The organism is Streptomyces sp. NPDC050121, from assembly GCF_044460385.1.
In the GTDB taxonomy this organism is placed as follows: domain Bacteria; phylum Actinomycetota; class Actinomycetes; order Streptomycetales; family Streptomycetaceae; genus Streptomyces; species Streptomyces soliscabiei.
This window is the reverse complement of sequence record NZ_JBITJV010000042.1, coordinates 1-19,362: the sequence shown is the minus strand read 5'-3', so window position 1 is coordinate 19,362 and position 19,362 is coordinate 1. Positions and strand designations below refer to the sequence as shown.

The 19,362-nt window shown below is 72.5% G+C and carries 19 protein-coding genes and 2 pseudogenes; 10 read left to right on the top strand and 11 right to left on the bottom strand.

Annotated elements, in window-relative coordinates:
* Positions 1 to 342: 342 nt before the first annotated feature.
* The 4 genes from ACIBTS_RS40670 to ACIBTS_RS40655 form a co-directional block, all read right to left on the bottom strand.
* The gene (locus ACIBTS_RS40670; RefSeq protein ID WP_399325801.1) at positions 343 to 2,691 is read right to left on the bottom strand and encodes a SpoIIE family protein phosphatase; all 2,349 of its coding nucleotides are present in this window, start codon (positions 2,689 to 2,691) and stop codon (positions 343 to 345) included.
* A 60-nt stretch (positions 2,692 to 2,751) separates the two neighbouring features.
* Positions 2,752 to 3,219, bottom strand: a complete 468-nt coding sequence (locus tag ACIBTS_RS40665; RefSeq protein WP_079657597.1) for a peroxiredoxin — start codon at positions 3,217 to 3,219, stop codon at positions 2,752 to 2,754.
* Complete coding sequence (locus ACIBTS_RS40660; protein WP_079657598.1) at positions 3,216 to 3,614, bottom strand: hypothetical protein; 399 nt, start codon at positions 3,612 to 3,614, stop codon at positions 3,216 to 3,218. Before ACIBTS_RS40660 ends, ACIBTS_RS40665 begins: the two co-directional genes overlap by 4 nt.
* A 94-nt stretch (positions 3,615 to 3,708) precedes the next feature.
* Positions 3,709 to 4,527, bottom strand: a complete 819-nt coding sequence (locus tag ACIBTS_RS40655; protein ID WP_399325798.1) for an AraC family transcriptional regulator — start codon at positions 4,525 to 4,527, stop codon at positions 3,709 to 3,711.
* Between the two features lie 117 nt (positions 4,528 to 4,644).
* On the opposite strand from ACIBTS_RS40655, the gene ACIBTS_RS40650 reads away from it, so the two are divergent.
* The gene (locus ACIBTS_RS40650; protein ID WP_399325883.1) at positions 4,645 to 5,790 is read left to right on the top strand and encodes an MFS transporter; all 1,146 of its coding nucleotides are present in this window, start codon (positions 4,645 to 4,647) and stop codon (positions 5,788 to 5,790) included.
* A 3-nt stretch (positions 5,791 to 5,793) separates the two neighbouring features.
* On the opposite strand, the gene ACIBTS_RS40645 is transcribed toward ACIBTS_RS40650, so the two are convergent.
* Complete coding sequence (locus ACIBTS_RS40645; RefSeq protein ID WP_399325796.1) at positions 5,794 to 6,312, bottom strand: MarR family winged helix-turn-helix transcriptional regulator; 519 nt, start codon at positions 6,310 to 6,312, stop codon at positions 5,794 to 5,796.
* 494 nt (positions 6,313 to 6,806) lie between these two features.
* Here ACIBTS_RS40645 and ACIBTS_RS40640 point away from each other — a divergent pair, with 494 nt between their 5' ends.
* The 5 genes from ACIBTS_RS40640 (at position 6,807) to hemC (ending at position 10,735) form a co-directional block, all read left to right on the top strand.
* The gene (locus ACIBTS_RS40640) at positions 6,807 to 7,763 is read left to right on the top strand and encodes an ATP-dependent DNA ligase (protein ID WP_399325881.1); all 957 of its coding nucleotides are present in this window, start codon (positions 6,807 to 6,809) and stop codon (positions 7,761 to 7,763) included.
* 154 nt (positions 7,764 to 7,917) lie between these two features.
* Positions 7,918 to 8,694: an NPP1 family protein gene (locus ACIBTS_RS40635; RefSeq protein ID WP_399325794.1), complete on the top strand. Its 777-nt coding sequence runs from the start codon at positions 7,918 to 7,920 to the stop codon at positions 8,692 to 8,694.
* Between the two features lie 72 nt (positions 8,695 to 8,766).
* A complete protein-coding gene (locus ACIBTS_RS40630) occupies positions 8,767 to 9,285 on the top strand; it encodes a hypothetical protein (RefSeq protein WP_399325792.1) in 519 nt (172 codons plus the stop codon).
* Positions 9,282 to 9,749 carry a GNAT family N-acetyltransferase gene (locus tag ACIBTS_RS40625; RefSeq protein ID WP_399325790.1) on the top strand — a complete coding sequence of 156 codons (468 nt, stop codon included), beginning with the start codon at positions 9,282 to 9,284 and terminating at the stop codon, positions 9,747 to 9,749. Before ACIBTS_RS40630 ends, ACIBTS_RS40625 begins: the two co-directional genes overlap by 4 nt.
* A gap of 50 nt (positions 9,750 to 9,799) precedes the next feature.
* On the top strand, positions 9,800 to 10,735 hold the full coding sequence (gene hemC / locus ACIBTS_RS40620; protein WP_079657601.1) for a hydroxymethylbilane synthase: 936 nt from the start codon (positions 9,800 to 9,802) through the stop codon (positions 10,733 to 10,735).
* A 21-nt stretch (positions 10,736 to 10,756) separates the two neighbouring features.
* Here the strand turns inward: hemC and ACIBTS_RS40615 are convergent, their stop codons facing one another.
* The 3 genes and pseudogenes from ACIBTS_RS40615 to ACIBTS_RS40605 all read right to left on the bottom strand — a co-directional run bounded on the left by ACIBTS_RS40615 (position 10,757) and on the right by ACIBTS_RS40605 (position 12,236).
* Positions 10,757 to 11,278, bottom strand: coding sequence for a hypothetical protein (locus ACIBTS_RS40615; protein WP_079664558.1), 522 nt, complete (start codon positions 11,276 to 11,278; stop codon positions 10,757 to 10,759).
* Positions 11,279 to 11,468: 190 nt separating this feature from the next.
* A pseudogene (locus ACIBTS_RS40610) lies at positions 11,469 to 11,600 on the bottom strand (multidrug ABC transporter permease); the annotation flags it as partial.
* Between the two features lie 251 nt (positions 11,601 to 11,851).
* A pseudogene (locus ACIBTS_RS40605) lies at positions 11,852 to 12,236 on the bottom strand (MarR family transcriptional regulator).
* A 298-nt stretch (positions 12,237 to 12,534) separates the two neighbouring features.
* Here ACIBTS_RS40605 and ACIBTS_RS40600 point away from each other — a divergent pair.
* Positions 12,535 to 13,326, top strand: a complete 792-nt coding sequence (locus ACIBTS_RS40600) for a SigB/SigF/SigG family RNA polymerase sigma factor (protein ID WP_334582266.1) — start codon at positions 12,535 to 12,537, stop codon at positions 13,324 to 13,326.
* Between the two features lie 57 nt (positions 13,327 to 13,383).
* On the opposite strand, the gene ACIBTS_RS40595 is transcribed toward ACIBTS_RS40600, so the two are convergent.
* Positions 13,384 to 13,719, bottom strand: a complete 336-nt coding sequence (locus ACIBTS_RS40595; RefSeq protein ID WP_399325788.1) for an ANTAR domain-containing protein — start codon at positions 13,717 to 13,719, stop codon at positions 13,384 to 13,386.
* A 106-nt stretch (positions 13,720 to 13,825) separates the two neighbouring features.
* Here ACIBTS_RS40595 and ACIBTS_RS40590 point away from each other — a divergent pair, with 106 nt between their 5' ends.
* The gene (locus ACIBTS_RS40590) at positions 13,826 to 14,626 is read left to right on the top strand and encodes a VOC family protein (RefSeq protein ID WP_399325786.1); all 801 of its coding nucleotides are present in this window, start codon (positions 13,826 to 13,828) and stop codon (positions 14,624 to 14,626) included.
* Positions 14,627 to 14,651: 25 nt separating this feature from the next.
* Here ACIBTS_RS40590 and glgX read toward each other — a convergent pair whose 3' ends face one another.
* Both glgX and ACIBTS_RS40580 read right to left on the bottom strand, forming a co-directional pair.
* Positions 14,652 to 16,769, bottom strand: coding sequence for a glycogen debranching protein GlgX (glgX, locus tag ACIBTS_RS40585; RefSeq protein ID WP_399325880.1), 2,118 nt, complete (start codon positions 16,767 to 16,769; stop codon positions 14,652 to 14,654).
* A gap of 44 nt (positions 16,770 to 16,813) precedes the next feature.
* Positions 16,814 to 17,326, bottom strand: a complete 513-nt coding sequence (locus tag ACIBTS_RS40580; RefSeq protein ID WP_399325784.1) for a pep a2 — start codon at positions 17,324 to 17,326, stop codon at positions 16,814 to 16,816.
* A gap of 295 nt (positions 17,327 to 17,621) precedes the next feature.
* Between ACIBTS_RS40580 and ACIBTS_RS40575 the strand changes: the two genes are divergently transcribed.
* Together ACIBTS_RS40575 and ACIBTS_RS40570 are read left to right on the top strand one after the other, a co-directional pair.
* Positions 17,622 to 17,921 carry a DUF5133 domain-containing protein gene (locus tag ACIBTS_RS40575; RefSeq protein WP_079657609.1) on the top strand — a complete coding sequence of 100 codons (300 nt, stop codon included), beginning with the start codon at positions 17,622 to 17,624 and terminating at the stop codon, positions 17,919 to 17,921.
* Between the two features lie 75 nt (positions 17,922 to 17,996).
* The coding region (locus ACIBTS_RS40570; protein ID WP_399325781.1) for a maltotransferase domain-containing protein at positions 17,997 to 19,362 on the top strand (1,366 nt) is incomplete at its 3' end.

Below are 19,362 nucleotides of genomic sequence, written 5' to 3'. Positions count from 1 at the left end.
CCGCCTGGCGGCGGGCGGAGTCCCTGATGACGCGCCACGACGGCCGGGCCGTCTTCCTGGCCCGCTTCGTGCCCGTGGTCCGCACGCTCGCCCCCCCATTTCGCGGGCGCCACCCGGCTGCCCTACCGCCGCATCGCCCCTTACAGCGTCGCCGCCGCCGGTCTGTGGGCGGCGGCCGAAGCCGGCGTCGGCTACGCCGCGGCGACGTCTCTTCAGCGGATCCTCACGCTGGGCGGCCCCGCCGTGGCCCTGGTCGCCCTGTCGGTGATCGGGGGGCGCTCCTGCGGCGGCGCTCCGTCCTGCGAGCACGGCGCGCCGCGCCCGCCCGGCCCTGCGTGCCGCTCACTGCGGCTCCAGCGACTGCTCCGCCCAGATCGTCTTGCCCCGGCCCGTCTGCCGGCTGCCCCAGCGCTGAGTGAGCTGCGCGACGAGCAGCAGTCCGCGGCCGCCCTCGTCGAAGGCGTGGGCGCGGCGCAGGTGGGGCGAGGTGGAACTGCCGTCGGAGACCTCGCAGATGAGGGTGCGGTCGCGGATCAGGCGGAGCTGGATGGGGGGCGCGCCGTAGCGGATGGCGTTGGTGACGAGTTCACTGACGACGAGTTCGGTGACGAACGCGGCCTCCTGAAGGCCCCAGGCGGACAGTTGCTCGGTGGCGGCCTGCCGGGTGGCGGCCACCTGCGCGGGGTCCGGGGTGACGTCCCAGGTGGCGACCTGGTCCGTGCCGAGGGCGCGGGTGCGGGCGAGCAGCAGGGCGACGTCGTCGCTCGGCTCCTCCGGCAGGACGGCCTTGAGCACCGTGTCGCAGAGGGCGTCGAGGGTGGCGGCTGGTGCGGTCAGGGCGTTGCACAGTTCGCCGGTGGCGCGGTCGACGTCACGGTCGCGGTCCTCGATCAGACCGTCCGTGTAGAGGGCGACGACGCATCCCTCGGGCAGCTCCAGCTCGACGGCCTCGAAGGGCAGTCCGCCGACGCCGAGCGGGGGCCCGGGGGTCATGTCGACGAGGCGTGCGGTGCCGTCGGGCAGGACGAGGGCCGGTGCGGGGTGGCCGGCTGCGGCGAGGGTGAGCCGGCGGCTGACGGGGTCGTAGACGGCGTAGAGGCAGGTGGCGCCCAGCTCGGCGACGTCGTCGCCGCCCTGGTCGTAGGCCGCCAGATGGGTGACGAGGTCGTCGAGGTGGGTGAGGAGCTCGTCGGGCGGCAGGTCCACGTCGGCGAGGGTGCGCACGGCCATGCAGAGCCGTCCCATGGTCGCCGAGGAGGGGATGCCGTGCCCGACGACGTCCCCGACGACGAGGGCGACCCGGCTGCCGGAGAGCGGGATGACGTCGAACCAGTCGCCGCCGATGCCCGCGGTGGAGCCGCTGGGCAGATAGCGGTGGGCCACCTCGACGGCGGCCTGTCCGGGCAGGCCCCGGGGCAGCAGGCTGTGCTGGAGGGTGAGTGCGGTGGTGCGTTCGCGGGCGAAGCGGCGGGCGTTGTCGATACAGACGGCGGCCCGGCTGGCGAGTTCCTCGGCGAAGACGGCGTCGTCGGCCTCGTAGTCGTCGACATGGGCGATACGGACGCCGACCAGGACGCCGAGGGTGGTGCCGCGGGCTCGCAGAGGCACCGAGATCACCGAGTGAACGCCGGTCCGGTGGCGGCGTCCCTCGGGGGCGCGCGCGTTGCGTTCGGCGACCCACTGCATGAAATCGGGCTCACCCGCCTGCAGACGGATGGCGCGCCCCTCCCGCAGGGCGCGTGCGGGCGGGCTGAAGGGCGGATGGACGTCGGTCTCGCCGAGACGGACCGCTGCCTCCGGGGTGCCCTCGTGGGCGGACCCGTGGGCGACCCGGCGCAGCACGACCTCGCCGTCCGGGACGGGCGGCGGCTCCTCGGCGCCGAGGACCCAGTCCAGCAGGTCGACGCTGACGAAGTCGGCGAACCGGGGAACGAGGAGATGGACCACCTCCTCGGTGGTGCGCACCATGTCGAGAGTGGTGCCGATCGAGGCCGCGGCCTCGTTCAGCAGGGCCAGCCGCTGGCGGGCGAGGTACTGATCGGTGCTGTCGAAGGAGGCCAGGGCGACACCGACGACCTCGCCCGTCGACTCCCGCAAGGGCCACATCTCGGTGGTCCACGCGTGCTCCCGGTTGAGGGAGGGGGCGCCGGTCCAGCTCTCGTAGCGGATCGGGCGGCCGGTCTCGGCGACATGGCGGAGGTGCCAGTTGAAGCCGCGGCTGTGCTCGGACTCCTGGAGGGTGTCCGGGAAGTGGCGGCCGAGCAGAGCGTCCTCGGAGACGCCCATGACCTTGCAGGCGACCTCGTTCAGACGCAGATAGTGCTGGTGGAGGTCGAAGACGGACATCGACATGGACGCCTGCTGGAAGGCCCGCCCCGCGAGGGTCGGTTCCGGGGCCGAGGCCGAGGGCCGTTCGGCGGTGAGGGTCCAGCCGACGGGCTCCCCGTCGGGGCCCAGCACCGGGCAGGCGGTGACGGTCAGGGTGACGTGTCGGCCGTCGCGGTGGCGTACCACGACGGGCCGGGTCCACGCCGACGCCGGAACCCTCGGGAGCTCCCCGGCGAGCAGATCGGTCACCGCCCGCCCCACGGCCTCTTCGGCCGTATGGCCCGTCAGCAGACGGGCACCCTCGCTCCAGCCCGTCACGATGCCGCGGACATCGATGACCGCCGCAGCGACGACATGCTCCATGCCGTCCAGAATGGTCCCTTTGTCCCGCCGCATCAACCGCGCCGGTCCGGCCCCCGGCCCTCAGGCGCGGTGGGTGCGCAGCACGTCGAGGGCGCGGTCGGCGTGGGTGTTCATGCGCAGTTCGCTACGCACGACCTCCAGGACGGTGCGGTCCTGCCCGATGACGAAGGTGACCCGCTTGGTGGGGGCCAGGGAGAAGCCGCGCTTCACGCCGAACCGTTCCCGCACCGCGCCGTCGGCGTCGGACAGCAGCGGCATGCCGAGCGTGTGCTTGCCGGCGAACTCCTGCTGACGGTCGACGGAGTCCCCGCTGATGCCGACGGGGCGGGCGCCGACGGCGGCGAACTCGGCGGCCAGGTCACGGAAGTGGCAGGCCTCGGCGGTGCAGCCCGGGGTCAGGGCGGCGGGGTAGAAGAAGAGGACCACCGGCCCCTCGGCGAGCAGGTCCGTCAGAGTGCGCACGGTGCCGGTCTCGTCCGGCAGGGCGAAGTCCTCCACGACGTCGCCGGTCTCCAGAGCCTTGGTCATGCCCGTCCCTCCAGGGTGTTCACGATGTCGGTGCGGTCGGCGACGCTGCGGGCCCACAGCACGAGGGGCGCCTGCAGGGGCAGGCGGCCGACGGCGGCGGCCTTGAGCGGGGTGGGGCGGTGACGCCAGTCCCACGCCATCTTGACGTTGGCGGGGAAGACGCCGACGAAGAACGCCGCCGTCGCCAGCGCGGCCGTCCTGCGGGTCCGGGGCAGGGCCACACCGGCCGCCAGCGCCAGTTCGGCGACACCGCTGGCGTACGTCCAGGTCCTGGGCGAGCCGGGCAGCGCGCGCGGGACGATCGCGTCGAACGGGCGCGGCACGGCGAAGTGGGCTACGCCCATGCCGGCCAGCAGACCTGCCAGCAGCAGGGGTGAGCGTTCGGACCGGGGCACGGTTCCTCCTCAGATGACCTCGCGCCCGAGATTACGGGAGGGCAGCGGGGCGACCGGAGGCGGGGTACGCAGTCGGGGTACCTGGTCGGGGACCTCAACTCGCGGGCGGCACGGTGCTGTTGCCCGCCGGGAGGGTGCGCCGGGCGCTCCGCCGGTGCCGGCCCGGGGTGTAGCCGTACGCCGTGCGGAACACGTCGATGAACGCGCTGGCGGAGGACCAGCCGCAGCGGTGGGCGACCGTGGTGACGGGTGTGTCGTCGGCCAGCAGGCGCAGGGCGTGGTAGAGGCGGGACTGGGTGCGCCACTGGGGGAAGGTCATGCCGAACTCGTGGCGAAAGAGGCGGCTGAGGGTACGTTCGCCGGTGCCGGTCGCGGCGCCGAGGGCGGCCAGGGTGCGCTGGTCGGCGGGGTTCGTGTGGACGAGTGCGCAGACCGCGGCGAGCCGGGGGTCGACCGGGGTGGGCAGCCGCATCGGCTGCTGCGGGGAGGCGCGGAGCTGGTCGCGCAGGACGGCGAGCAGGCGGTCGCGTTCGGGGCTCGTGTCCTCGGGGGCGCGGGTGTAGGCGAGGATCAGCTCGCGCAGGAGCGGGCTGACGGCGAGGACCGTCGGGGCGTCCAGGCCGAGCGGGTTGTCGTCGGCGGACAGGCCGACCAGGTGCAGGTCGAGATGGCCGTAGGCCCGGTGCGCGTGCGCGGTCCCGGCGGGCACCCACAGGGCGCGGGTGCCGGGGGCGAACCAGGTGCCGGCGTCGGTGGTGACGGCCAGGACGCCGGAGCCCGCGTAGACGATCTGGTGGTCGTCGTGCCGGTGTGCGTCGATGCGCTCGCCGGCGGCGAGCGGCTGGGCGCGGGTGGGCGCCTTGGGAGCGTGACGGACGGGGGCGGCCCGGCCGTCGTGGCGGATGTTCGACACAGGACGGCAGATTATCGGAAGCGCGACAGGCGTCCCGGCCACGACGATCGCAGCGTGCCGAGAAACCGAACCCCGAAGAGCCGGACCGTCACTGCGAAGAACCGAGCCGTCACCGTGATGTCCCTGGGCCACGCCTGTGTGGACGTGTACCAGGGGGCGGTGGCCGCGCTGGTCCCGTTCTTCGTGTCCGAGCGGGCCTATTCCTATGCCGCCGCCTCCGGGATCGTGCTGGCGGCCTCCCTGTTGTCGTCGGTGGCACAGCCGCTGTTCGGTGTGCTGACCGACCGGTGGGCGATGCCGTGGCTGCTGCCGCTCAGCGTGGCGGCCTCCGGTACGGGGATCGCGCTGAGCGGGGTCGGCGGCTCGTACGCGCTCACCCTGGCGGCGGTGGCCGTGTCCGGGATCGGCGTCGCCGCCTATCACCCGGAGGCCGCGCGGGCGGCCCGTGCCGTCTCGGGCGGCCGTCACACGGCGATGGCCTGGTTCGCGCTCGGCGGGAACGTAGGCTTCGCACTCGCTCCGCCGCTGGTCGCGGCCGTGGTCGCGACCTGGGGGCTGCGGGCCTCGCCGCTGCTGGGCCTGCCGGCCCTGGCGGGCGTGGCGCTGTGCGTGGCGGCGGTCCGCTCGGCGGCCGACCGCACCGGGCCCGCCCCGGCGGCGGCCGAGGGGGCGGCCCGGGACGACTGGCCGTCGTTCCTGCGGCTGTCGGGGGCGGTGGTGTGCCGGTCGATCGTCTTCGTCGGCCTGAGCACGTTCGTCCCGCTGTACGTCCGCGAGCGCACCGGGGGTGGGGCGGCGGCGGGAACGGCCGCGCTGTGCGTGCTGTACGCGGGCGGTGCGGTGGGGACGCTGGCGGGGAGCCGGCTGGCCGAGCGCTACGGGCGACTCGGGGTCGTACGCCACTCGTACGCCCTGACGGTGGTGGCCGTGGCCGGTGTGCTGCTGGTCCCGGGCCCGCCCCTGCTCCTGTTCGTCGCGCTCGCCTCGGCCGGGCTGTACGTCCCGTTCTCGCTGCACGTGACGCTGGGCCAGGACTGCCTGCCGCGGCGCGTGGGCACCGCGAGCGGTGTCACCCTGGGGCTGACCGTGAGCGTCGGGGGCGCGGCGGCTCCGGCTCTGGGCGCGCTCGCGGACGCCACGTCCCTGCGGACGGCCCTGCTGCCGCTGGTCCTGCCGCCCGTGGTGGCCTGGCTCCTGCTGCGCGGCCTGCGCGAGCCGGTTTCGGCGACCGCTTTTCCGGCCGGGGCCGGCTCACGCGCCTGAGCGTCAGACGCGGGGCGCGGCGGCCGGCTGCTCGGGCTCCTCTTCGGCGGCATGGGCGAGGAAGTCGTCGACCATGCGGTGGAAGAGCGTGGCGAGCCGGCCCAGTTCCTCCGGGGACCAGTCGGAGAGCGCCAGTTGCATCCCCCGGGCGCCCGCGTCGCGGACCCGGTCGATGGCCGCGCGACCGGCCTCGGTGAGCTCGATCCGCTGGGCCCGGCCGTCCTGGGGGTCGGGGACCCGGGTGACGTATCCGGACTTCTGGAGCTGCTGCACCGTGCGCGTCACATGGGAGGCCTCCACGCCCAGGCGCTGGGCCAGCTCCCCCGGCCGCAGCGGCTCGGAGTCGGCCACCTGCCGCAGCAGCGCCACGGCGGCGCGGTCGAGAGGGACGCCGGCCAGCGTCATCAGCCGGTCGTGCTGGCGGGCGCGGGTGCTCAGATAGGTGATGCGAGTGAGCGCGCGCTCGATCTCGATCACTTCCGGCGAGGCGACGGAGGGCAGAGGCAGCGGTTCGGTGGGCATGAGCCCCACTTTACCATCTTGTTGCGTAACTCAAGTAATTTACAGCGCGGGGCCACGCCCCCGGCGGGCGAACGCCGTGGCCAAGTCCCTCGGCCTCTGACGGGCCCTCGCGGCGACCGGTCCGTCGGACGACGTGCACGGGCGCCTGACACCGACCCCTGCCGGCACCACCTGCTTTCCGTCCCGTAAGCGCGTTTCGGAGCGGGTCAGCGTCGCCCGGGCGCTGCACGACCTCGTCGCTCACCACCTGCCCCTGGCCGACGCCCCGGCGGGCCGGCTGCCTCCGACATCGGCGAGTGTCCGGTGCCCGGGACCGCGCGCAGCCGGTCGTCAGCGCCTGCCAGGGCGGCCTGGTGGCGGCCCCTCCGGTGGCGCCGGACGCGTACCGAGGGCGCGTCGCCACAGCGCCGTTCAGGCGAAACCGGCGCGTGTGCGGCGTGCATCGGTCCGGCCGTGTCCACACCTCACCCGTGACACTCCCCCTCATCGCCCCGATGCTCGCCACCCCGGGCCGGCTGCCGCTCGCGGCCCACGACGCGCGCTGGGCCTACGAGACCAAGCAGGACGGGCAGCGGGCCGTGGTGTACCTCGCCGGAGACGGCAGCATCACGCTGCGCGCCCGCTCGGGAGAGGACATCACCGGCGCCTACCCCGAACTGCGCCCCCTGGGAGACGCTCTCGGCGCCACACCGGCCGTGCTGGACGGCGAGGTCCTCGCCCTGGACGAACGGGGCCGGGCCGACTTCCAGTTGCTGCAGGCCCGGATGGGGCTGGTCCAGGCACCGGGCAAGGCCGCACGGCTGGCGGCGACGGCGCCCGTGCACCTCGTGCTGTTCGACGTCCTGCACCTCGGCGGCCGCTCCCTCCTGCCGCTGCCCTATCTGCAGCGCAGATCCCGGCTGGAGTCGCTGGCGCTGGAGGGGCCGTTCTGGTCGACGCCCGGGGCTCTGGTCGGGCACGGACGCGAGGCCCTGGAGGCGACCCGCGCGCACGGTCTGGAAGGGCTCGTCTGCAAGCGGCTGGACTCGGTGTACGAGCCGGGCGTGCGTTCCCGAGCCTGGATCAAGATCCGGAACATGCGCGTCGCGGACGTCCTGGTCGGCGGCTGGCTGCCCGGCAAGGGCCGGCTGTCGGGGCTGCCCGGCGCCGTCCTGGTCGGCCAGCGGTCCGCGTCGGGGCTGCGGTACGTCGGCGGGGTGGGCACCGGCTGGAGCCAGGCCGAGCGGGTCGAACTCGCGTCGCTGCTGCGGGCCGCCGCGACGGACGTGTGCCCCTTCGACCCCGTGCCGCAGGCGGCGGGCGCGCACTGGGTCGTGCCCCGGCTGGTCGGCGAGGTCCGCTACAGCACCCGTACCCGGGCGGGGCTGCTGCGCCAGCCGTCCTGGCTGCGGCTGCGGCCGGACCTGACGCCCGAGGAGTCCGCGGCCGACCTCCCGGACATGTCCTCCTGACCTCACCTCAGCAGCCAACTATTGGGCTGTGCTTCACCACCGGTACGCCTGCGACCCCTTGGCGTGGAAGTGAAGAGCGAGGAAGCTGAACTGCTCTCAACTCTTTCTCCGCACACAGCCGTTGGGCTGCGCCCGCAATCCCGAGGAGGACGCGGTGTCATCACCGAAGTTCAAGGCCCACCGCCGGAGGTGGCTCACCGGGCTCGCCGGCGCCGCCGCGCTCGTCGTCGCCGTCCCGTCGGTCGCCTTCGCCGCCCCGCCGGCGGCGCTGCCCTCCAACGCCGAGGCCGCCGAGCTGGCCTACCAGCCCGCCTTCGACTACGACACCGACGGCTGCTACCCGACCCCCGCCATCGGCCCCGACGGCACGATCAACGGCGGCCTGAAGCCGACCGGTTCGCTCAGCGGCGACTGCCATGACGCGTCCGACCTGGACAACACCAACAGCTACTCGCGCTACAAGTGCAACAACGGCTGGTGCGCGTACCTGTACGGCCTGTACTTCGAGAAGGACCAGGCGTTGGCGGGCAGCAGCATCGGCGGGCACCGCAACGACTGGGAGCATGTCGTGATCTGGGTGCAGAACGGCCAGGTCCAGTACGTCTCGACGTCCAACCACGGCTCGTTCACCGTCACCGCGGCCTCGGGTGTCCGATTCGACGGCGCGCACGCGAAGATCGTCTACCACAAGGACGGCATCCGCACGCACTGCTTCCGGCTGGCGAACGGCAATGACGAGCCGCCGGAGAACGCCAAGCACACCTGGCAGTACCCGCCACTGGTCGGCTGGAACGGCTACCCGTCGGGCCTGCGCGACAAGCTGAGCGGGTACGACTTCGGCAGCGCCAACTTCGGCCTGAAGGACGCGAACTTCGCCAATCACCTCGCGTCGGCCAAGCCGTCGGGTATCGCCTTCGATCCCGCCGCGTGAGCCCCGGCCGCCGTCCGGGCCATCTGTTCCTCGGCCGTGGACGGCGGCGCACGCACACCCCATGATGTCCTGATGGATCTTCACGACGAACTCCCGTCGGCCGTCCAGGCCAAGGACCTGCTGGCCCTCGCCGAGGAGCACCACGCCCGCCCCGCCCGCCCGCTGGGTGCCCACCAGGTCGCCGGGCACCTGGTGAAGGCGTACGCGCTCGAGGCGCCGGGCCGCACGGTGTCCGAGCCCTTCGCCGAGGAAGCGCTGCGCATCGCCGCCGGGCAGCTGGCGCTCGGGGAGCAACGGGGCTCGCTGGGCCTCGCCGTCCTGATCGCGCACGCGGGCGGCGACGGCGACTACGTCCTGCTCCTCACCTGGATCGAGGCAGACATGTCGGATCTGGCCGTGTTCACGGGCCCGGTCGGACAGCCGCAGGAGCTGCGGCCGGGGCGGGCGGGGCTCGCGCCGTGCGTGTGGGAGGCGGCCGTGTTCGCCCATGAACGCGACGCGTTCGTCCGCCGGATCCTCGACGGCACGGGCCCGTTGGCCGAGCGGCTGACCGCGTGGGGCGCGGACACCGTCGAGGGGGACATCAGGTGAGCGCCGCCGCCCGAGTACGGTCCGCCGAGCGCTCCGACCTGCCGCGCGTCGCCGAACTCGCCGGCCTGCACGCGGAGTACGAGCGCGCCGCCCCGCCCGCGCCCGACCTCGCGGAGCGTCTCGCCGTGCTCCTCTTCGACACCCCCGTGCCCCGGCTGTGCTGCCTGGTGGCGGAAGCGCCCGACGGTGCGATCGTCGGCTACGCGACCTGCGCGCCCGAGCTCTCCACCTGGGAGGGCCGCGAGTACCTCTACCTGGACTGTCTGTTCCTCGCCGACGGCCACCGCGGCCTGGGCCTGGGCGCCCTGCTGATGGACGCGGTCGCGGACCGGGCCCGCGACCTGGACCTGTCCGAGGTGCAGTGGCAGACGCCTGCCTGGAACGAGGGCGCCATCCGCTTCTACGCCCGGCTCGGCGCCCTCGGCACGGACAAGCGGCGCTTCAGCCTGCACCTCTCTCCCTGAAACCGGCGTGCGGCGCGGCGCACGGGCCGCTAGGGTCTATCGTGTCCCGCATGTCCGTTCCGCAGCTGATCCGTATCGTCTCCCGCGACTCGCCCATGGCCCTGGCCCAAGTGGAGCGGGTGCGCGCCGAGTTGGCCGCCCTGCAGCCCGGTGTGCGCACCGAGGTCGTCCCGGTGAAGACGACCGGCGACAAGTGGATGGGCGACCTGTCCCAGGTCGAGGGCAAGGGCGCGTTCACCAAGGAGGTCGACGCGGCGCTGCTCGCCGGCCAGGCGGATCTCGCGGTGCACTGCGTCAAGGACGTTCCGGCGGACCGGCCGCTGCCCGCGGGCACGGTGTTCGCCGCGTTCCTGAAGCGGGACGACATCCGGGACGCGCTCGTGCACCCGGGCGGCCTCACCCTGGACGAGCTGCCGGAGGGTACGCGCGTCGGCACCTCCTCGGTGCGCCGGATCGCCCAGCTCGCCGCCACCCATCCGCACCTGGAGTGCGTGCCGTTCCGCGGCAACGCCAACCGGCGGCTGGAGAAGCTGGCGGCGGGCGAGGCGGACGCCCTGCTGCTGGCGGTGTCCGGCCTGGAGCGCATCGACCGGCGGGACGTGATCAGCGAGATCCTCTCCGCGGAGACGATGATGCCGCCGATCGGCGCGGGCATCCTCGCCCTGCAGTGCCGCGAGGGCGACGCCGACCTCATCGACGTGGTCAGCGGGCTCGGCGATCCGGCCACCCACCGCGAGGCCACGGCGGAGCGCATGTTCCTGCATGTGCTGCAGGGGCACTGCAACAGCCCGATCGCCGGCTACGCGCAGGTGGACCGCAGCGGTGAACTGTCCCTGCGGGCCTGCGTGTTCACCCCGGACGGCAAGACCCGGCTGAACGCCCACGAGTGGGCGGGGCGCCTCGACCCGGCGACGCTCGGCACGTCGGTGGCGGTGGCGCTGCTGCGTCAGGGCGCGCGCGAGATCATCGACGGCATCCCGCACTGAGCCTGCCGGGGCCCCAGGCGCTCAGGCGGTGCCCTCTTCGGCCTGGTCCCGCAGGAAGTTGCTCACCTGGCAGGCCAAGCTGTCGCGTCCCGGCCCCGCCGGGGCGCCGCCGGGGGTCTCGTGCAGTCCGATGCCGCCCGTCCACAGCCGGCGGTCGGCCCAGTCGTCGTCGACCCGCACCTGGACCTGGACGTCCACCTGGCTCAGGGCGGCCTCGGGCCCTGCCGCGTAGAGCACGGCGGTGGCCCGGCGCAGCGGGTAGACGTCGAAGCCCTCGATGAACTGCGAGTTGCGCCAGTCGATGAACGCGCTCTCGCCGTCGGGCCCGAGCCGCACGTCGATCTGGCCGTCCTCGAGGTGGATCGTGGGCTGGAGGCTGCCCCGGTTCTCGACGGTCACCCGGAGACAGAAGTAGGTCAGCCCCTCGGCCGCGTCGTCACGTCCCCGCGGCGGCTCGCTCAGCTCCAGGCGGTGGACGCGGACCCGCAGACCGGCATGCTCGTCGTACTCCTGCCAGTCCCCGACCACGTTCGGCTCGTACACAGTCCACCTCTCGACGTCCATCGGCTGCTTCCTATCCGTGCGCCGATCGCACTGTCAAATGAGCAGAATGCGCTGTGGCCAGGGACTTCACCCCTTTTGATCGCTGATCAAGCCGTGCGCAGGCACTATCCGCCCATGGGCCGGGAAAGGGCTTGCCACGGCGTGCCGCACATCACGTCCCGACGCAAGATCAGCGGGCCGGCCGGCCGAGGAGCGAGGAGGCCGCGGTGATGCCGAGCGCGGCGGCCACGATCAGCACCCCGAAGACGAGGGCGAGATGTGCGGGCGTGCCGAGGAGAAGGCCGCGCAGAGCGTCCACTTGCGCACGCCTGCGTTCCCCGAGCCCCTGCCGGAGCTCGACGGGGGCGCCCAGGGCGCGGCTCCGGCCGCGGTGCATCAGGCCGACCCGGTCACAGTACTGGTCGGCCTCGTCCATGTTGGGGGTGCCCCCTCTGGGGGAGGGTGGTCACCAGGACCGTCATGCCGGTGGCCTCGCGTACGGCGGTGATCCGCCGAAGGCGTAGGCGAGCCGGGTGCAGGCGACGGCGTCCGTGGCGTGTTCGCTGTCGGTCGTCATGACTCCTCGGCCTCCTCGTGCAGGGTGACGGCGAGCGCGCGCAGGGCCGGCAGCGCCGCAGGCAGAGCCTGGCGGTCGGCGGCGCGAGGCGGGCGACGTGCCGGCCGACGAGCGCGGCGCGCCGGTCGGCGGGGTGGGTCTCCCGCACCAGACAGCCGTCCCTGACCAGTCGGTTGACGAGACGGAGTTGCCCGCGAGGTACAGCTCCTCGGCCGCGTCCGAGACGCCGATGCCGGGGCGGGTCTCGACGAGGCGCAGCAGCTCGACCTCGGCCCCCCGCAGCCGGGGCACGGCCAGACCGGCCCGCAGCCGTCGCCTGAGCAGCCGCTGGACGCCGACGAGCGCGTCGGCGAGCTCTTCAGGGAACGTCTCCTCGTCCATACCGACGACGTTACGTCTGTGTCAGAGGTAACCGCCCAAGAGAAGGCATGAGGAGGTGGCAAGAAGGGACAAGAGGGGGTGAGCAGCACACAAAGTGAAGGGTGAAACATGACAAACAGGGGCAAATCAGTTTCAGCGCGTCCGGCCGCGGGAATCTGCAGGGAAGTGCTTCGGACCGGAGGCACGTCCGTGGGACCCGCTGCACGGCCGGCCCCGGGTGTTCCGCGACCGTCCGAGTGAGCGCTTCCCACGGTGTCCCGTCCCTTCGCCTGCACCCCTCCTGAGGGAGGCGCGCGTGATGCGTACCACCGTCCGAACCAAGCAGCACCCCCACGACGACGCCCCGGACACCACCGAATCCTTCGTCCGGCTCGTCGGGCTGCCCGACGGGCCGGAGCGCCAGGCGCTCAAGGACGAGCTGGTCCGGCTCTGGCTGCCCATGGCCGAGCGGATCGCCGTCCGCTTCCGGGGGCGCGGCGAAGCCCTGGAGGACCTGTACCAGGTCGCGGCCCTGGGGCTCGTGAAGGCCGTGGACCACTACGATCCGCACCGCGGCCGCGCCTTCGAGGCATACGCGGTGCCGACGATCACGGGTGAGATCAAGCGCCACTTCCGCGACCACATGTGGACGCTGCACGTGCCGCGCCGGGTCCAGGACCTGCGCAACCGGGTGCGGCACGCCGCGAAGGAGCTGTCGCAGACGACTCCGGGCCGGCCACCGACGGTCGCCGAGATCGCCGCGTACGCGGAGCTGAGCGAGGACGAGGTACGCACGGGCACGGAGGCTCTGGAGTGCTTCTCCGCACTGTCGCTGGAGGCCGAGCTGCCCGGCACCGACGGCTACGCGCTCGAGGACGCTCTCGGGGGCCCCGATCCGGGCTACGACACGGTCGTCGACCGGGTGGCCGTGGCGCCCTGTCTGCGGGCGCTGCCGGAGCGCGAACGGACCATCCTGTACCTGCGGTTCTTCGTGGGCATGACGCAGAGCCGGATCGCGGAGCAGTTGGGCATCTCGCAGATGCACGTCTCGCGGCTGCTCAGCGGCTGCTTCGCACGGCTGCGTGAGGAGATCACCGCCGAGGCGCGATGACGTTCACTCCAGCGAGGTTCACTTCAGCGACGTTCATTCCAGCGACGTTCGCGACGTTCATTCCAGCGGGGGCGCGCCGGGGATCTGCAGGGGGCCGTGCCGGTCCAGGAGGTCCTCGAGTTCCGCACGGATCTCCTCGGGCATCTCTCCGCCGCGCCCCCAGATGAGGATCAGATCGGCCACGTTGCGCAGCTTGACGTTCGCGTGCTGGGAGACTTCGCGCAGCACGAGCCAGCCTTCGTCGGGCGACATCCGCCCCAGCGCGACGACCACGCCGATCGCCTGGTCCACGACGGCGTGTGAGGCGATCGCCTCCTTCAGCTGCGCGATCTCCGCTTCGAGGCTGGCAACCCGATCTGTTTCGTTGTCGGGTCCGCGCGGTACTCGTGCCATCACTCCATCGTGCCACCGGGTGTCTCGGCGAGCGCCCTGGAGGGTTGCGGCCGGACACTGGTGGCAGACGCCGCCCGTCGGCCTAGAGAGCAGGAACGCGAGTGCCATGAACGACCACCCGACATCCGCCCGTGCGAGAGGCTCCGTCTCCACTCGCTCCGTGTTCGGCGCGCCCTGCTGGGTGAGCCTGACCAGCCGGGATCTGGACGCCACCCAGGAGTTCTACGGGGCCGTGCTGGGCTGGGAGTGGCGCCGGGGTGCGCTCGGCGACCACTTCCGCACGGCGCTGGTCGGCACGGTGCCGGTCGCGGGGGTGGCCGCCGTCGCCTCGATGTGGCAGATGGCGGTGGCCTGGACGCCGTATTTCGCGGTGCCCAGCGCGGACGAGGCGGCGTCCCGGGCTCGGGAGCGCGGCGGGACGGTGGCCGTGGGGCCCATCTCGCTGCCGCCGGGCCGGGCGGCGCTGCTGGCCGACCGGGAGGGCGCGACCTTCGGCATCTGGGAGGGGGAGCTGATCGGCAACTGGGAGGCGTGGCGGCAGGCGGCGCCCGCCTTCATCAGGCTGCACACGCGCGACGCCTTCGACTCCGCCATCTTCTACGGCGAGATCCTCGACTGGGCCACGGACCGCCCGGGCTGCTGCGAGGTCCACTACGAGGCCGGTGAGGTCGTGCTGCGCAGCCGGGGCGATGTGGTGGCCCGCATCGAGTCGGGGGCGCTGGAGGCGGCACCCGACCCGACGATCCGTCCGCACTGGCAGGTGCACTTCGCCGTCGCGGACGTGGCGGCCTGCGCGCGGGCCGCGGAGAAGCACGGCGGCAGCGTGCTGGTCGAGTCCGCCGACGAGGCGGTGCTGCGCGATCCGGATGGCGCCCAGTTCACGGTGACCTCGCGCCGCGAGCGCTGAGCCGAACCCCCTCACCCCTGCCCCCTCACCCCGAGCGGTGCGGGGGCCGTGACAGGACGATGAGGCTGCGCGGCTCCAGGGTCAGCCGGGCGCCCGCCTTGTACTCCGTCTCGTCGGGGCCGCCGTCGGGCTCCGCGGTGTCGACGCACACCGTCCAGCGCTCGCCGTACCCGGGTCCGGGCAGCCGGAAGGCGACGGGTTCCCAGTAGCCGTTGAACAGCAGCAGGAGCGAGTCGTCCACGACGGGCCGGCCGCAGGGGTCGGGTTCGGCGATGGCGTCGCCGTTGAGGAAGACGCCGACGCTGTGGGCGTCGGAGCGGTGCCAGTCGCGGTCGCTCATCTCGCGCGCGTCCGGCAGCAGCCAGACCAGGTCGGGCAGCGGCTGCCGGGCGTGGGTGACGGTCTCGCCGCGGAAGAAGCGGCGCCGCCGCAGGACGGGGTGGCCGGCGCGCAGGGCGAGCAGACGTCGGCAGAAGTCGGTGAGGCCCCGCTGTTCGTCGGTCAACCGCCAGTCGATCCAGGAGACTTCGTTGTCCTGGCAGTAGGCGTTGTTGTTGCCGCCCTGGGTGCGGCCGAGTTCGTCGCCGTGGCAGAGCATCGGGATGCCCTGCGACAGCAGCAGGGTGGCGAGCAGGTTGCGCTGTTGCCGGGCGCGCAGCGCGAGGACCGCGGGGCGCTCGGTGGGACCCTCGGTCCCGCAGTTCCAGGAGCGGTTGTCGCTCTCGCCGTCCCGGTTGCCTTCGCCGTTGGCCTCGTTGTGCTTGTCGTTGTACGAGACGAGGTCGCGCAGGGTGAACCCGTCGTGCGCGGTGACGAAGTTGACGCTGGCGCGCGGGCGGCGCCGGCTGTGGGCGTACAGGTCGGAGGATCCGGTCAGCCGGGAGGCGAACTCGCCCAGCGAGCCGGGTTCCGCCCGCCAGAAGTCGCGTACGGCGTCGCGGTAGCGGCCGTTCCACTCCGACCACAGGGGCGGGAAGTTGCCCACCTGGTAGCCGCCCTCGCCGACGTCCCAGGGTTCGGCGATGAGCTTGACGCGGCTGATCACCGGGTCCTGCTGGATCAGGTCGAAGAACGCCGACAGCCGGTCCACCTCGTGGAACTGACGGGCGAGGGTGGCCGCGAGGTCGAAACGGAAGCCGTCGACGTGCATCTCCGTCACCCAGTACCGCAGGGAGTCCATGATCAGCTGGAGGACGTACGGGTGCCGCATGAGGAGGCTGTTGCCGGTGCCGGTGGTGTCGTAGTAGTGCGACCAGTCGCCGTCCACGAGCCGGTAGTAGGAGGCGTTGTCGATGCCGCGGAAGGAGAGGGTGGGGCCCTTCTCATTGCCCTCGGCGGTGTGGTTGTAGACGACGTCGAGGATCACTTCGAGGCCGGCCGCGTGCAGCGCCTTCACCATGGTCTTGAACTCGGTGACCTGTTCGCCACGGGTGCCGTGGGCGGCGTAGGCGTGGTGCGGGGCGAAGAAACCGATGGTGTTGTAGCCCCAGTAATTGGACAGGCCTCGGTCCTTCAGCACGCCGTCCTGCACGAACTGGTGGACCGGCATCAGTTCGATCGCCGTGACGCCCAGCGAGGTGAGGTGCCCGGTCACCGCGGGGTGCGCGAGGCCGGCGTAGGTGCCGCGCAGGGCGGGCGGGACGTCGGGGTGGGTGCGGGTCAAACCGCGGACATGGGCCTCGTAGATCACCGTGTCGGCGTAGGAGCGCCGGCGTGGCCTGTCGTCGCCCCAGTCGAAGGCGGAGTCGGTGACCACGCCGAGCGGGGTGTGCCCGGCGCTGTCCGCGGGGTCGGGGCGGTCGCCCGCTCGTTCGAAGAGGGAGGGATGGTTGTCGACCTGGCCGTCGACGGCCCGTGCGTAGGGGTCGAGAAGCAGCTTCGCCGGGTTGCACCGGTGGCCGGAGGCCGGGTTCCACGGCCCGTGCACCCGGAAGCCGTAACACTGCCCGGGGCCGACGCCGGGCAGGTAGGCGTGCCAGACGAAGCCGTCGACCTCGGTCAGCGGGACCCGGTGGGCGGTGCCGTCGTCGTCGACGAGGACGAGGTCGACGCGCTCGGCGACCTCGCTGAACAAGGCGAAGTTGGTGCCCTGCCCGTCGAAGTCGGCGCCCAACGGGTAGGGGTGCCCGCTCCACGCGGGCACCCCTGCACTCCGGTCGATCCGGTCGATCCGGTGCGGCCGTGAGGTCACCGGGCAGCCTCCAGGACGCCCTGAACCTCGTCCGCCGGGGCGGCCAGGGCCGCCACGGGCAGTTCGCGGGGCACTTGGCGCACCTCGCGCAGGCTGGGCGCCGGCGCCGTCGGCACGAGGGGGACGCGTTCGCCGGCGCGGGCCCGCTGGGAGAACCAGATGACCTTGCTGCCGGTGTCGGTGGCGCAGCAGCCCCAGCCGTCGCTCATGGCGGCGATGCGCTCCAGACAGGCCCGCAGGTCCTGGTCGGGGCGCAGATGACGGTCGTCGCCACCGATGGCGGTGATCAGATGCTGCCCGTTCCACCACATCTCGATCGAGGCGTGCTTGTCCGTCGCGTGTTCGTCGATGGCCTTCAGCAGCATCTCGACGCCGCGGCAGACGGGCTCCACGAGCGTGTCGAGGTCCCAATACTTGAGATGAGCGGCCAGGATGCGCCTGATCTGTCCGACCCGTTCCTGGCTGACGTCCATGTCGAGGTGGTAGTAGCAGGGGACTGCGGTCTTCATCGTCGTTCGCTCCTCACCCGCGAGGCTCTCGCTCCTGAATCGGCCCGACGGGCCGAGTTCCCCGACACGAAGCGTGAGCGGTAATCGCTTCTGAGTCACAACCACAGTGCGGCTGCTACGCCATTCGTGCAACACGAGCACACCACGACCAAGATCCAACAGGACGTTGGGTGATGTGCCGTGCACCATAAGTGAAGGCCTCGGGAGGTTGGACGCTTTCGCGCCTCTGCGGAAAGGGCCGGCCCGCTCGCTTCGAGCGGCGTACCTCTTGGACTCCCGGAAGGTGAACCGCGCGATGCTGCAACCAGCGAAGACCGAAGTCGCCAGAGCTCTGGGCAGTTACCGGTCCTGGGAGCGGGCCATGCTCGCACGCCCGGGTGACCATGCGGTGCGGGCCGCCTTCGAGGACTGCGGGTACACCCTGTGCGTGCTGATGGCCAAGCGCTGTGCACGGGAGGCCGCGGACGCCGCCGAACAGTATCTACGGGCCGCTACGGACGTTTATCACCGGGAGCGCAGGGGGCCGAGCCGGCGCAACGGCGTCGCGCGGCTCTCGGCCACGCGCTCCCTCCCGTGTCTTCCGGCGGAGACGTAGCACTGCGACGTGGGTACGGTCCGGTCGCCCAACACCGGGCGAACAGAGCTAGTTTCAGCAAGCGGAGGTGCAGAGGTGAAGTCCACCAGGGCGATCGGCCGTATCCCGGTACGGGACGTCGAACCGCGCGTGGAGTGCGGCAGGCGGCCGGCGAAAGCCGTGACCGGGGAGACGGTGCGGATCTCCGCGACGGTGTTCCGCGAGGGCCACGACGCCATCGGCGCCAACGTGGTCCTCAAAGGCCCGGACGGCGGCCGTGGACCCTGGACGCCGATGCGCGAACTCGCCCCCGGCAGCGACCGCTGGGGCGCCGATGTGACCCTGGAGGCCATGGGCCGCTGGACCTTCACCGTGGAGGCCTGGAGCGACCCCATCGCCACCTGGCGCCGCCACGCGGACATCAAGATCCCGGCGGGCATCGACACGGGTCTGGTCCTGGAGGAGGGCGGGCGGCTCCACGCGCGGGCGGCCACCCGCGCCCCGCGCGGACCGCAGCGCACTCTGCTGAGGGACGCGGCGAAGACGCTGCTCGACGACACCCTGCCGGTGGCCGAGCGCTACGCGGCGGCCACGGCGCCGGAGACGGCCGCTGTCCTCGCCCGTCATCCGCTGCGCGATCTGGTCACCGCCTCCGAGCCGTTGCCGCTGCTGGTGGAGCGGGAGCGGGCGCTGTACGGCGCGTGGTACGAGTTCTTCCCGCGCTCCGAGGGGACCCCCGAGCGCCCGCACGGCACGTTCCGCACCGCCGCGCGCAGGCTTCCCGCCATCGCCGCGATGGGCTTCGACGTCGTCTATCTGCCGCCGATCCACCCCATCGGCACGACGTTCCGCAAGGGCCGCAACAACACGTTGAACGCCGGCCCGGACGACGTGGGCGTGCCCTGGGCGATCGGCTCCCCGGAGGGCGGCCACGACGCCGTCCACCCGGACCTGGGCACCATCGAGGACTTTGCCTGGTTCGTGGAGCGGGCGGCGGAGCACGGGCTGGAGATCGCCCTCGACTTCGCCCTGCAGTGCTCGCCGGATCATCCCTGGGTGCACAAGCACTCCGAGTGGTTCCACCACCGCCCGGACGGGACGATCGCGTACGCCGAGAACCCGCCGAAGAAGTACCAGGACATCTACCCCCTCGCCTTCGACGCCGACATGAAGGGTCTGATCTCCGAGACCCAGCGCGTGCTGCGCCACTGGATGTCGTACGGAGTGCGGATCTTCCGCGTCGACAACCCGCACACCAAGCCGCTGGTGTTCTGGGAGCGGGTCATCGCGGAGATCAACCGCACCGACCCCGACGTCATCTTCCTGGCCGAGGCCTTCACCCGGCCCGCGATGATGCACACGCTCGCCCAGATCGGCTTCCAGCAGTCGTACACCTACTTCACCTGGCGCAACACGAAGCAGGAACTGACGGAGTACCTCACCGAACTCTCGGGGGAGGCCG

Bases quoted from the DNA above. Each gene is read 5' to 3' on its own strand.
- ACIBTS_RS40670 (WP_399325801.1), bottom strand. From the start codon at position 2,691: ATGGAGCATGTCGTCGCTGCGGCGGTCATCGATGTCCGCGGCATCGTG.
- ACIBTS_RS40665 (WP_079657597.1), bottom strand. From the start codon at position 3,219: ATGACCAAGGCTCTGGAGACCGGCGACGTCGTGGAGGACTTCGCCCTG.
- ACIBTS_RS40650 (WP_399325883.1), top strand. From the start codon at position 4,645: ATGTCCCTGGGCCACGCCTGTGTGGACGTGTACCAGGGGGCGGTGGCC.
- ACIBTS_RS40645 (WP_399325796.1), bottom strand. From the start codon at position 6,312: ATGCCCACCGAACCGCTGCCTCTGCCCTCCGTCGCCTCGCCGGAAGTG.
- ACIBTS_RS40640 (WP_399325881.1), top strand. From the start codon at position 6,807: ATGCTCGCCACCCCGGGCCGGCTGCCGCTCGCGGCCCACGACGCGCGC.
- ACIBTS_RS40630 (WP_399325792.1), top strand. From the start codon at position 8,767: ATGGATCTTCACGACGAACTCCCGTCGGCCGTCCAGGCCAAGGACCTG.
- hemC (WP_079657601.1), top strand. From the start codon at position 9,800: ATGTCCGTTCCGCAGCTGATCCGTATCGTCTCCCGCGACTCGCCCATG.
- ACIBTS_RS40600 (WP_334582266.1), top strand. From the start codon at position 12,535: ATGCGTACCACCGTCCGAACCAAGCAGCACCCCCACGACGACGCCCCG.
- ACIBTS_RS40595 (WP_399325788.1), bottom strand. From the start codon at position 13,719: ATGGCACGAGTACCGCGCGGACCCGACAACGAAACAGATCGGGTTGCC.
- ACIBTS_RS40590 (WP_399325786.1), top strand. From the start codon at position 13,826: ATGAACGACCACCCGACATCCGCCCGTGCGAGAGGCTCCGTCTCCACT.
- ACIBTS_RS40580 (WP_399325784.1), bottom strand. From the start codon at position 17,326: ATGAAGACCGCAGTCCCCTGCTACTACCACCTCGACATGGACGTCAGC.
- ACIBTS_RS40575 (WP_079657609.1), top strand. From the start codon at position 17,622: ATGCTGCAACCAGCGAAGACCGAAGTCGCCAGAGCTCTGGGCAGTTAC.